This window comes from Sorangium sp. So ce1335 (genome assembly GCF_051521615.1).
Classification (GTDB): Bacteria; Myxococcota_A; Polyangia; order Polyangiales; family Polyangiaceae; genus Sorangium.
Map to the genome: position 1 here is coordinate 4,737,150 of NZ_CP150363.1, position 12,290 is coordinate 4,749,439.

9 protein-coding genes are annotated in these 12,290 nt (G+C 71.6%); 6 read left to right on the forward strand and 3 right to left on the reverse strand.

Annotated elements, in window-relative coordinates; genetic code table 11:
* Nucleotides 1–167 precede the first annotated feature (167 nt).
* Complete coding sequence (locus tag WMF24_RS17360; RefSeq protein WP_437737529.1) at nucleotides 168–953, reverse strand: CBS domain-containing protein; 786 nt, start codon at nucleotides 951–953, stop codon at nucleotides 168–170.
* Nucleotides 954–1,363: 410 nt separating this feature from the next.
* Between WMF24_RS17360 and WMF24_RS17365 the strand changes: the two genes are divergently transcribed.
* Both WMF24_RS17365 and WMF24_RS17370 read left to right on the forward strand, forming a co-directional pair.
* On the forward strand, nucleotides 1,364–2,038 hold the full coding sequence (locus tag WMF24_RS17365) for a universal stress protein (RefSeq protein ID WP_437737530.1): 675 nt from the start codon (nucleotides 1,364–1,366) through the stop codon (nucleotides 2,036–2,038).
* Between the two features lie 320 nt (nucleotides 2,039–2,358).
* Nucleotides 2,359–3,753, forward strand: coding sequence for a sialate O-acetylesterase (locus WMF24_RS17370; protein ID WP_437737531.1), 1,395 nt, complete (start codon nucleotides 2,359–2,361; stop codon nucleotides 3,751–3,753).
* 177 nt (nucleotides 3,754–3,930) lie between these two features.
* Here the strand turns inward: WMF24_RS17370 and WMF24_RS17375 are convergent, their stop codons facing one another.
* Nucleotides 3,931–5,535: a hypothetical protein gene (locus WMF24_RS17375; protein ID WP_437737532.1), complete on the reverse strand. Its 1,605-nt coding sequence runs from the start codon at nucleotides 5,533–5,535 to the stop codon at nucleotides 3,931–3,933.
* Between the two features lie 948 nt (nucleotides 5,536–6,483).
* Between WMF24_RS17375 and WMF24_RS17380 the strand changes: the two genes are divergently transcribed.
* The 4 genes from WMF24_RS17380 to WMF24_RS17395 are packed head-to-tail and all read left to right on the forward strand — an operon-like array spanning nucleotide 6,484 to nucleotide 10,457.
* Complete coding sequence (locus WMF24_RS17380) at nucleotides 6,484–7,644, forward strand: latent transforming growth factor beta-binding protein (RefSeq protein ID WP_437737533.1); 1,161 nt, start codon at nucleotides 6,484–6,486, stop codon at nucleotides 7,642–7,644.
* 36 nt (nucleotides 7,645–7,680) lie between these two features.
* Entirely contained in the window at nucleotides 7,681–8,454 is a 774-nt protein-coding gene (locus tag WMF24_RS17385) for a hypothetical protein (protein WP_437737534.1), read from the forward strand.
* A 45-nt stretch (nucleotides 8,455–8,499) separates the two neighbouring features.
* Nucleotides 8,500–9,642 carry an aromatic ring-hydroxylating oxygenase subunit alpha gene (locus WMF24_RS17390; RefSeq protein ID WP_437737535.1) on the forward strand — a complete coding sequence of 381 codons (1,143 nt, stop codon included), beginning with the start codon at nucleotides 8,500–8,502 and terminating at the stop codon, nucleotides 9,640–9,642.
* Nucleotides 9,639–10,457, forward strand: a complete 819-nt coding sequence (locus WMF24_RS17395) for a hypothetical protein (RefSeq protein WP_437737536.1) — start codon at nucleotides 9,639–9,641, stop codon at nucleotides 10,455–10,457. The genes WMF24_RS17390 and WMF24_RS17395 overlap by 4 nt, the downstream gene beginning before the upstream one ends.
* A 590-nt stretch (nucleotides 10,458–11,047) precedes the next feature.
* Here WMF24_RS17395 and WMF24_RS17400 read toward each other — a convergent pair.
* Nucleotides 11,048–11,968, reverse strand: a complete 921-nt coding sequence (locus tag WMF24_RS17400; RefSeq protein WP_437737537.1) for a transposase — start codon at nucleotides 11,966–11,968, stop codon at nucleotides 11,048–11,050.
* Nucleotides 11,969–12,290: the final 322 nt, after the last annotated feature.

The following is a 12,290-nucleotide window of genomic DNA, read 5'->3' on the forward strand; positions in this document are numbered from 1 at the left end:
TGTATGATTTTCTACATCCACACGCAGCCCCGCAGGCAGCTCTGCATGATTCCCCACGCCCGAGCGTGTCCCAGCAGGCCCCGGGCCTCGCGCCGGCCATCCCGGGGCTCGGCGCGGAGCGCGTCAGGACCACGCGAGGGACAAGCCTCTTCTTTCGCGCGCGCGCCTCAGGCCCCCTTGCGCGCGGGCGGGATCAGGTAGCCGCAGCTCCGCCCGAACCACCGCAGCACGTCGAGCGATGACAGGATACCGACGACCGTGCCGTCGTCCGCGGTGACGGGCAGCCGGTGCACGCCCTCGTAGGCCATCAGCGACGCGGCCTGGCGGATGCTCGCGCTCTCGTGCAGCTGCAGCACCACCGGCGTCATGATGTCGCGCGCGGTGGTCTTGACCGGCTCGAACACGTGAAAGCCCTGCTCGATCTCGATCTGCGCCACCTCGTCGGGCCGCAGGGTGACCCGCTCCGACTCCTCGGTGTCGCCGCGCTCCTGCGCTGCACGGAGGACGTCGGCCCGGGACACCAGGCCGACCGGCTTGCCCTCCGCGTCGACCACCGGCATCCCGCTGATCCCGTGGCGAACGAGCAAGGCCATGATCTCGTCGACGGTGACCTCCGGCCGGACGCACACGACATTCCTTGTCATGATGTCGGCGAGCGGCGTCTCCGGATCCAGCGGCCTGCCCACGCCGCGCAGCGGATCGACGCGCTCCGCGCCCGGGGTCGCCGGGTCGCTGTGGCAGACCACGGACGTCGTGCGCGCTGCCGCGTCGAAGTGCAGCGCGTGGAAGCGACGGCACGACTCGCACTCGGGCACCGTGGTCGAACGCTCCTTCAACGGACAGTGGACGGTCGCCACGACCGACTCCTCGCCGTCGTCTCCGACGATGCGCGCGCTGCGGATCGGGTGGTGCGGGATGGGGTGCTCTCCGTTGATCGGTCCAGGGCTCATCATCGTCTTCACTCCGCTCGCCCCGGCGTCCTTCGCTCGAGGCCTGTCACGGGTCGAGCACCGTTCGTGCCATGCGCCGCCGCGGCGCCGCCCGCTCCGGCGCGCGCCGCGGCCCGGCGCGACGCGACAACGGCGGCGCGCCGCGTCTGCGCCTCCGCGCGCAGATTGCGCCGCGACGAGCCTGTGCAGGCCGTCCGCCGTCCGCGGGGAGCCCGCCCCCGGCGCCCGCGCGAAGGCCCGCTCCGGGCGCCACGCGCGAGCGCCCCGCTCCGCGCGCCACGCGCGAAGGCCCGCTCACGCGCCCTGCGCGAAGCAGCCGATCCGGAGGCATGGCACGGCGTATGCGATGACGTGCTGGGCAGAGCGGGCTCGCCCGCGGGTACGGCCTCGCAAGGGAGGCTGAGGAGGCTTTCATGTCGAGCGCGAGCGCAGCGGGTCGGTTCATCATCGTCGTCGGGGTCGACTTCTCCGAGCTGAGCAACCGTGCGATGGATCAGGCGCTCGATCTCGCTTGCTGCCGCGAGAACGCCGAGGTGCACGCGGTCCTTGTAGAGCCCGAGAGCTGGATCGGCGTCGGGCTCGCGCGAGCGCCCGCCGCGGCCACGAAACCCGACGTGGCGCTCCAGCAGCTCCAGCAGCGCGCCAGCGAGCGCGTCCGTGCCATGGGCGGCAAGCTCGACGGCAGGCGGCTGAAGCGCGTCGTCGTCCACTTCCGCCGCGGCGCCGCCGCCGAGAACATCGCCCAGCTCGCCGCGGACCTCGACGCCGACCTCGTCGTCGTCGGCTCGCACGGCCATCGCGGGCTCGAGCGGCTGCTCCTCGGCTCGGTCGCCGAGCGCGTCTCCAGGCTCGCTCGCTGCCCCGTGTGGATCGTCCGGCCGAAGGATCACGCGACAGCGGGCCGGGTCCCCGAGATCGAGCCGCCCTGCCCGGAGTGCGTGAAGCACCGCCAGGAGACCGGCGGCGCGGGGCTCTGGTGCGCGCGCCACGCGGAGCACCACATCCGCCCGCACCGCTACTCCTACGCGACCCACGGGGTCTACGCGGCGTCGAGCGCGGCGTATCAGGCGACGCCCGAAGGGATGTGATCGCAAGGCGAGCTCGACGGCGGGGCGCCTGCCGTGAAGCGCTCCTTTCGCGCCTCACGCGTCTCTCCGGCGAACCGCCCTGCAAGCTGCCTCGCGAGCTGCCTGGCAAACCACGCACCGGGCGCTGCAGTATCGCTGCGTCGCGCTTTCTCGCGTCCTCGCCGCGCCCCGCCACGTACGCGGACGCCGACACGGACGTCAACATCGACGTCAACACGGACGTCGCCAGACGGCGGATCGCGATCGCGCTGTCCTGGCGCGTGTTGACGTGACGGCGCGCGCGCGCGATATACCGGGCCATGAAGCGGTATTGCATCGCCATGGCAGCAGGCGTGTTGTGCCTGTCCGCGCCCGCGATGGCGCAGCCGGTGAAGGTGTTCGTCCTCGCGGGCCAGTCGAACATGGTCGGCTTCGGGGTGGGCGCCGATCTCCCGGCCGAGCTCCAGAGCCAGCCGGACATCTGGTACGACCACTTCAACCCCGACGCGCGCCAGGGAGGGCCGTACGCCGCGGCGACGAGCTCCGACTGGGGCCCGCTCGAGCCGAAGGGCGAGGCCCGGCGCTACGGGCCCGAGATCACGTTCGGCCGCGCGGTCGCCGCGGCGTACCCGGAGCACCGGATCGCGATCGTCAAGGTGGCGCAGGGGGGCACGAACCTCGTCGACCACTGGGGGCGCGGGCTCCCGCCCGACCCCGAGTCGCTTTACAAGTCGCAGCTCTACCACGCGCTCCTCGGCAAGCTGGACTCCGCGACGTACGCCGGCGATCGCGCGCTCCAGTACCCGGACGAGACGACGCGGCTCGACAACGCGCTGGCGCGGCTCGAGTCGGAGGGGCACGACGTCGAGATCGCCGCGCTCATCTGGATGCAGGGGGAGAACGAGGCGGGCTGGTCGGCGGCGTTCAACTACGGGAACACGCTGCGCGCCTTCATCGCGGCGGTCCGCGAGGATCTCGGCGTCCCCGATCTGCCCGTCGTGCTCGGCCGGGTCAGCGACAACCTCTACCCGGCGAACGGCGGGCCGATCGCCGCCGGCAGGGAGGCGAACATCGACGCGGTGCGCGCCGCGCAGGTGACCGTCGCCGACGAGGACCCCCGGGTCGCGTGGGTCGACACGGACGACTTCGCCGTGCGGCGGCCCGACGACGCGTACCACTTCGACTCCGCCGCATACCAGGTCCTCGGCCAGCGCTTCGCCGACGCGTACATCGCGATGGCCAGCGAGGCGGGCTCATCGAGCGCCTCGTCGACGAGCAGCGCGGGAGGAGGCGGCGGTGCGGCCGGATCGAGCGGGAGCACGGCGGCCACGGGCAGCGCCGGGAGCGGGGGCGCGGGGGGAGGCGCCGCGGCCGGCACGACCGGGGGCGCCACGGGCGGCTCCAGCGCCACGGGCGGCTCCAGCGCCACGGGCGGCTCCAGCGCCACGGGCGGCTCCAGCGCCACGGGCGGCTCCAGCGCCACGGGCGGCTCCAGCGCGACCGGGAGCGCCACGGGCGGCGCGGGGGGAGGAGGCGTCACGGCGGGATCGAGCGCAGCCACCGCGACCACGGGCAGCGCCGGGAGCGGGGCCGCGCCGGCGGGCGCCGGCGGAAGCGGCGGCTGCAACTGCGGAGCTGCCGGGGGGGCCGGCCCTGGATCGACAGCGGCGGCGCTCGCGCTGGCGGCGCTCGCGGGCCTGCGCCGCCGCCGCCCTCGCGGGCGGCAGGCCGGATGATGCGTCACGGGAGATGAAGCACGGGAAGGGCGCACGGGCCATGACGCACGGGCCATGACGCACGGGCCATGACGCACGGGCCATGACGCACGGGCCATGACGCACGGGAGATGACGCCGCAGAGGCCCGTCGTGACGACGCACGGGCCTCTGCGGGCGGCTCACCGTCGCTGGCTCATCACTGCTCCGGCCAGCAGCTACCGAGGTTGCACTCGTAGCCGTCGCGGCAGTCGGCCGACGTGGTGCACATGACGAAGCAGAAGGCATCGCCCGCTTCCGTCGCCACCTCGCAAACGGTGCCTTCGCCGCACTCGCCGGTCATCGTACAATCGGTCGTGCAGTAGCCGCCGGGCCAGCCGTCGCCCTCCTCGGTGATGCAGAGGAGGCCGGCGCAGTCGGTGAAGGTGCTGCACGACTCACCGTCAGCGTTCTCCCCGGGCGGCGGGCTGCAGTAGCCCGTCGCCATATCGCAGACGCCGAGCTCTCCGCACTGCGCGTCGCTGGTGCAGCTCGGCCAGCAAACGTCGTCGATGCAGTCGTAGCCGTCGCGGCACTCGCTCGATGCCTCGCAGGCGGACAGGCAGAAGCCGGTCCAGCCGTCGCAGATGCCGCCGTTGCAATCGCTGTCCGTGTTGCAAGGGCCCGTGCAGTAGCCGCCGGGCCACCCGTAGTCGAGCTCGTTGGCGCAGGTGCCTGTCGCACACTCGTCGTCCGCGGAGCAGGACACGCCGTCTTCGCTCCCGTCCGACGGCGCGTCGCAGAAGCCGGAGACCTCGTCGCACACGCCCACCTCCGGGCACTGCGCGTCGCTCGTGCAGCTCGGCTGGCAGAACCCGTTGATGCACCCGTAGCCGTCGCGGCACTCGCTCGATTCCTCGCACGAGACAACGCAGAAGCCGAGGTCATCGTCCGTGAACCCGCAGCTGCCGCCGCCGGTACAGTCGGCGTCCGTCTCGCAGAACCCTGTACAGTAGCCCGACGGCCAGCCGTAGATCTCGGGGATGCAGACCTCGCCCACGCACGCCGCATCCGCCGAGCAGGCAACGCCGTCGGCGCCGGGCTCGCCGCCGCCCGCGCCGCCGTCGCCGCCGGTGCCGGTGGTGGCCGTGGTGGAGGTGACGCCGCCGCCGCCGTCGCCGCCGGTGCCGGTGGTGGCCGTGGTGGAGGTGACGCCGCCGCCGCCGTCGCCGCCGGTGCCGGTGGTGGCCGTGGTGGAGGTGACGCTGCCGCCGCCGCCGCCGTCGCCGCCGGTGCCGGTGGTGGCCGTGGTGGAGGTGACGCTGCCGCCGCCGCCGCCGTCGCCGCCGGTGCCGGTGGTGGCCGTGGTGGAGGTGACGCTGCCGCCGCCGTCGCCGCCGGTGCCGGTGGTGGCCGTGGTGCCGCCGCCGTCGCCGCCGGTGCCGGTGGTGGCCGCGGTGCCGCCGCCGTCGCCGCCGGTGCCCGTGCTGGCCGCGGTGGCGCCGCCCTGTCCGCCGGTGCCGCCGTCACCGCCAGTGCCGGTGGTGGCGCCGCCCTGTCCGCCGGTGCCGCCGTCGCCGCCGGTGCCGGTGGTGGCGCCGCCCTGTCCGCCGGTGCCGCCGTCGCCGCCAGTGCCGGTGGTGGCGCCGCCCTGTCCGCCGGTGCCGCCGTCACCGCCGCCCCCGCCGTCGCCGCCGGTACCGCTCGTCGTGGTGGCGCCGCCGCCCCCGCCGGTGCCGGAAGGCGCCGCTGGTTCGTCATCGCCGCACGCTGCGGTCGTCAGCAAACCAAACACAAAAAGATACATCAAAGATCGCATCTTCATCCGCAGCTCTCCAGCCGATGAGGGTCCAGGGACGCAGCGCCGCCCCTCCGAGGCCTCCGGCGCCGCCGCGCGGTCCACACGCGCGCGCACATCTTCTGCCGAAACGGCACGAAAGCCAACGCCTCTTTATACCCTCTCGGATCTTTTGCACGGGGAGCCAGCACGGGGAGCCCCGCGCATTCCGCACCTCGCCGCCCCAGTGCTCGCCCCTCCCGGAGCCGAAAGCGCAGAAGAGCAGCTTTCCGACGATCCCCGCGCCTCATTGCCGTGCTCGCTGCGCGGGTGTCGCGCTCGCTATCCGCGATAACGGAGAACGCATTGCGGAGCCCAGGGGCCTTTTCTCCGTCCGTCCCGCGAGCCCCGTCCCGAAGCCACGCGCTCCTCATCATCAGCGCGCGCCGCTCCCCGCTTCCACGTGGCACGGCTCCCGGCCGGTCGCACCGAGCACCCCCCACCGACGCGCCCGCCATGCGCGCGCCTCGCCCCGGCCGGCACCCTCTCTCCCCACCGGCGTCGGCCTCCTCTCCCCGAGGCGGCGTCGGCCTCGCTCCGGCCGTCCTCGAAGTCCCTCCGCCGCGCGGCCGCACACGCCCGCGCCGCCCTCCGGCGCGCGCTCGCCGCGCCGCGTTCCCTCCTGCGCTTACCTGGTCCGACCCCCGATGCCGATCGGGGGCGCACTTCGCTGCTGTCGGACCGCACTCGGCTTGATGATTGACCGGTCGCCCGGCGAGCTGGTATGGGTAGCTGTTTTCTTTTAACCGAATTTTACAGCCACGTCAGAGGCGAGAGGCGGTCGAGCGCGGTGTGCGCAACAGGAGGGTACCTGGGCTTTCGGCGCCGGCCGTGCCGTTTGTCCGTGTGTGCCCCGCGGCGGCGCGCTGCGCCTCGGTGGGATGATCTCACGCTTCAGCAGAGGATGAGGAGACCACGATGCGTGTCAGACACGTGATGACCACAGCAGCTCTCGCCGGTTGGTTTGCGGCCTGCGCCAGCTCGGGGGGCGGCGAGGCAGGGGAGCCGGTGTACGCGACGGTCTGCGAGGCGCGCTGTGCCTGCGAGGATTGCTCGGAGGACAACGACGGCCTGTGCGAGGCCGAGCAGGAGGCCATCGCGGAGAGGGCCGAGAGGCGCTGCCAGGAGGAGCACACGGCGTACATCGAGTGCGTCCGCCTGGAGGGCCGGTGCGTGGACGGGCATCACCTGGCCGAGGTCTGCAACGTGGCGGCGGCGGCGCTCCTCGGCTGCCTCGAGCCGGACGACCGCGATCACTGCCCCACCGCGGGCGACGGCATCTGCGACGAGCCTGGAGGCACCGGCGATTGCCCGGCAGGGACCGACCCCGCCGACTGCCTCTCGTTCTGCCCGTTCACCGGCAACGGCATCTGCGACGAGCCCGAGAACACCGGCCGCTGCCCGGCGGGCACCGACGTCAAGGACTGCAAGCTCCCGCCGTGCGACCACGTGATGGACGGGGTCTGCGATGAGCCAGAGGGCACGGACCGGTGCGCGAAGGGCACGGACGTCGTGGACTGCGCGGAGTCGACCTGCCCCGACGTCGACAACGGCGTCTGCGACGAGCCCGAGGGCACCGGGTTCTGCGCCGAGGGCTCCGACGCGGCCGACTGCGCGCTATGGACCTGCGCCGACGTCGACAACGGCGTCTGCGACGAGCCCGAGGGCACCGGGTTCTGCGCCGAGGGCACCGACGTCGACGACTGCAAGGTGGAAGAGCCGTGCTTCTACACGAACAACGGCGAGTGCGACGAGCCCGAGGGCACCGGGCTCTGCGCCGAGGGCTCCGACGTCAACGACTGCCGCGACGCCGCCACCTGCGACGCCCTCCGCACCTGCGGCAGCGAGACGAGCGGGTGCGTCGCGTGCGCGAACGAGGGGAGCTGCGCCGACGAGCTCGAGGCGTGCACCGGCAACGACGATTGCGTCGGCTTCACGCAGTGTGTCGTGTCCTGCGAGGACGGGGATGACAGCTGCCTCGAGGCGTGCGTGGACGATCATACGACCGGGGCGACGTTGTATTTCCTGTACGACGACTGCGTGAATTGCAATGAGTGCTACTACTCGTGCGGCGGCGAAAGCGTATTCGGGTGCTGACCCGCGGCAGACCCCAGCGCTGCGGAGGAGATGACCATGCTTGATCGACGAAACGTTCGTGCGCTCCCGGCCCGCGCCGCCCTCGCGGTCTCCCTGGCCGGCGTCGCCTCGTGCGGCGGCCTCTCCGCTGGAGATTACGCGGTGTACCGGATCGCGCTCGACGCGTCCGCCGAGACGCCTGGCTGCTTCCCGGACGACAGGCCGCCGCTCGCGGAGAAGTACGACGCCACCACGTTCCGGAACGGCCAGACCTTGCTCCTTTATCTCGCGACCGACGAGGAGGCCATCCTGGACACCGGCGGGCTGGTGCTGAGCGGCTCCACGGAGGACGACCCCTACACGTTCGCGGGTGAGATCGAGGACGTCGAGTTCCCGTTCAGCGTCATGGTCACGGACTCCGATCGAGACGGCATCTCGGATGACGTCGATCCGTTCGTCGACGCCGACAAGGATGGAGACGAGGACACGGACACCTCGACCGACCGCGAGGTGGACACCGACGGCGACTCGCGGGACGACCGCGAGCAAGAGGACGCGTTCGTCGATGCAGACAACGACGGGGACGAGGACAGGTTCGGGCAGATCGTGAGCGACACGAGGGTGATCTCCACCCTCCGGGTGACCATCTCCATGACGGTCGACGGGGCGACGGTCAGCGGCGCCGTGACGCGGACGACCACGGAGGTGTGCGAGGGGGACCTGTGCCCGCCCCACATCGACATGCCGTGCGTCGACGTGCAGCGGTTCCGCGGCGTCGAGATCGACGCGGCGCACCTGACCCTCGGCGTCGACGCGCGGCCGGCCCCCTGAGCGGCGGGGGGCCCGCGGGGGCGCGTTCTGGTAGCATCGCGCCGCTTGCCGGGGCTCCCTCTCTCCCCAGACGATCTCCGCGCGGTGCTCGCGCCGCTCCACAGCGCCCGCCCGCTGCCCGCCCGCGCCTACTGGGACGAGGGCGTGTTCGCTTTTGATGAGGCCGAGATCTTCGGGCGCTCCTGGCTCTGCGTCGGGCGCGAGGACGAGATCGCCCGCCCGGGGGAGTGGCTGCTCGCGCCGCTCACGCCGGCGGGGGTGCTCGTCGTGCGCGGCGCCGATCTGGAGATCCGCGCGTTCCACAACGTCTGCCGCCACCGGGCGGCGACGCTGGTGGACGGCGCGTGCGGCCGGGTCGATCGCCTCGCGTGCCCGTACCACGGCTGGACCTACGAGCTCTCGGGGGCGCTTCGCGCGGCGCCGCACGCGCCCCCCGGCTTCGACCGCGGCGCGCACGGGCTGCTCGGGGCGCGCGCGGGCGCCCGCTTCGGCTTCCTCTTCGTGACGCTCGACCCCGGGGCGCCGGAGCTCGATCGCGCGGCCTTCGAGGCGCCGCCGTGGCTCGCGCGGCCCGGGCTGCGCTCGCTGCGGCGGGGGCGGCGGGTGGAGTACGAGGTCGCCGCGAACTGGAAGCTCTGCGCCGAGAACTTCCAGGAATCCCACCACTTCCCGCGCGTGCACCCCGCGCTGGAGCGGCTGACCCCGTGCGACGACGCGGTCTCGTGGGGCGGGGGCGGGCCGTGGCTCGGCGGGATCATGGAGCTTGCGCCCGGCGCCGAGACGGTGTCGACGAGCGCGGCGCGCGGCGCGCGGCCGCTCATCGTCCCCGAGGCGGAGCGGCGGCGGGTCTGCGACGCCATGCTCTTTCCGGGGTTGCTCACGAGCCTCCAGCCGGATTACCTGCTCACCTACCGGCTCACCCCGCGCGCGCCGGACCGGACCCTCGTGGTCGCCGATACGTACTTCCACCCCGCGGCGTTCGTCCCGGGCTTCGATCCGGGCGACGTGTTCGCGTTCTGGGACACCGTGAACCGGGAAGACCGCGCGATCTGCGAGCGGCAGCAGCGCGGGCTGCGCGCGCCGGGGTACGCGCCGTCGGTGTACGCCACGGTGGAGGACGGCGTGCATGCGTTCGATGCCATGGTCGCGCGCAGGTACCTCGCTGCGCTCGGCGGGGGGGCGGCGTGAGCAAGCTCTGCGGCCTGTGGGGCCGGCCGTACATCGACCTGTCGCCGCTGATCGACACGTCCTGCTTCGCGGCGCTCGATCGCGAGATCGTGCTCGGCCTCTGCCGCGTGGAGCCCTCGTACACGGGCGGGAGCCTGAAATGGATGGGCGTCGTCGCGCCCTGGGTGCAGGAGGACCCGTACGTGGACTACGGGCACGTCATCGGCGGCTTCTCGCGCGAGGAGTTCCGGGAGTTCGTCGCGCTCTCGGACGACCCGTCCGCCTTCGACCTGGAGCGGCGGCGGGAGTACACGTTCGGCGATGAGACCGAACACCCGCTGACGCGGGCACAGATGCTGTATCTGAAGTACCGTTACGGCGTCTATTTCCCGTGGAAGGTGTGTTATCACCTGCTCGAGAACGACCGCTGGGAAGACAAGCACTCCGGCGCGGGCAAGGACTTCTCGGAGGAGGCGAGGGCGGTGTTTCCCCGTACGGTCGAGTTCATCCGGAGCCTGCCGTTCGTCGAGATCGGGCGGTGCGTGATCTTCGGCCTGGAGGCGAACGACCACGCGCCCGCGCACCGCGACACCGAGCCGGGGAGCGCGCTCGGGGCGGCGCAGTCCATCTCGTTCGCGCCACGCGGCGGAAAGCGGTTCTATGTGTGCGACAGGGAAGGGGAGGAGCGCACGATCGTGCGCGCGCCGATCTACTGGTTCAACGACATGGATTACCATGGAGTCGAGGCGGACCCGTTCTTCAGATACTCGCTCCGCGTGGACGGCGTGTTCAAGCCGGAGTTCGTGAGGCGGCTCCAGCGGCTGCACCGGCGGTAAGCGCGGCGAGGTGGGTTGACCAGGTGGGTTGACCCGACTCGGGTTGTGGGTTGACCCGACTCGGGTTGTCGTCCCGGGACTGACCCGGGTTGACCCGGGTTGACCCGACTCGGGTTGAACCTGGGCGGGTCGGCCGACCCACCCACGTTAACCCCGAGCTGACCCGGCGGACTGACGCGCCCAGGTTAGCTAGGTTAGCTGATCCAACCCACGTTGACCGCTGAGATGACTCGGGTTGCGACCCGACCACGCTGACCGCTGAGATGACTCGGGTTGCGACCCGACCCGCTACCCACCCCAGTTCGCTTGGACCACAGCCGACCCCGTTTGATTGGTTGACCAGTAACCCCGGTTACGCCGTGGATTGGGTTGCGCTCCCGGCATGCACGGTGCAAGTCGGTCGCGTGCGGCCCGGATAGCTTAATCTATACTACAGCCACGCTCGCGCTCGGCGTAGCAGGTCGCACGCGTACTCATGGCGTCGTGTGTGCGACATGAGTTGTAGCCCGCATCGCTTCCTTCTGACGCGCGTTCATGTTGACGGCGCGTGAACTATCGCCCAGGCGATGTGTTGGATACGTGCGTGGTGTCTACATTGTAAGTGCGACGTCGTTGACGTTGGCGCCGTGAAACGTGCGCATCCACCACGTTCCCACCGGGAACGTAGCGCTACGCATGCCGGCCCGCCATCGTTCGAGCGCCGCCCGGTATGCCGCACGAAACGTCCGCACAGCGGCAGCAGCGGTTCGCCACGCTCCACCCTGCTGGCGGCCGACCGCGAACGTCGGATTGCGGTCGCGCAGCGCCTCGGAGCTCGTGGCCCGCTCGTAGGGGGAGATTGCGCTGGCGCGTTTTGCGCCCACGAAGCGGAGATTTTTTCGCCGTATATCTGCATGGAACTGCGCTTCGAGTCGTTCGAGCTCGGCGGCCACATCTTGGCGATAGCTCTCCGCACCGGATTGCTCGATGGCCGGCGGCAGTGCAAGAGGGAGCGTCACGGCCTCTGGCCACTGTGGGTTTGCCGCATCGAGGTATACTGAGGGCCTCGCAGCGTTCAGTGCGCCGCGAGCGAGATCGTCAACATCTACCTTGGCTCCCGGCCACTCGCACGCACGTGGGACGAGGCCAGCCGCCACAGGATTCGCTAGGACGTATGCGGTCTTCTCCACCACGGCCGCGCGCGTGAGGAGCCGCACGACGCTCGTGGCCTCGTGGTCCCACACGGGGCCCTCCCACTTCCGGAGCACCTTTGTGCCGAGCGCTACGATGCGATGGAAAAATTGCAAGAAGCGCGGGAGGACGCCGCTCACGTCGGTCACGATGAGGTGCAGATGGGTTGACATCGCGCAGAGCGCATGGACTTCGATGCTGTATCGGCGGGCCGATACGGCGAGGGCGTAGGTGAGGAGCTGGGTGATGGCCGCGTCGGGGCGAAATAGGAGGTGCCGGCGCAGGACGCGACGGGTGATCATGTAGGTAGCGCCGGGAACGATCTCGCGGGGCTGGCTCATGCCCGCACGCATCATCAAAAGCCGTGCCCGCTGTTTTGGCCGCTGTTTTGGAGGATTTGTTCCGGCCCAGGGGTGGCGGCCGCCAGTTTATCCGCCATCTCCGCCACCCCAATCCGCGCGGCACGCTGTTGGCGGCGGCAGCACCCTCCGGCGCCCCGGACCTCAACCTGGGTCGGATCGTCGGGGTAAGCTACGCCGCCTTACCCGTAATCACAAGCCGGGTCGGGTCGACCAACCCGGGTGGGGTGGACCCCAGCCGGACCGCAACCTGGGTCGGATCGGCGGCGTAAGCTGCCGGACCGCAACCTGGGTCGGATCGGCG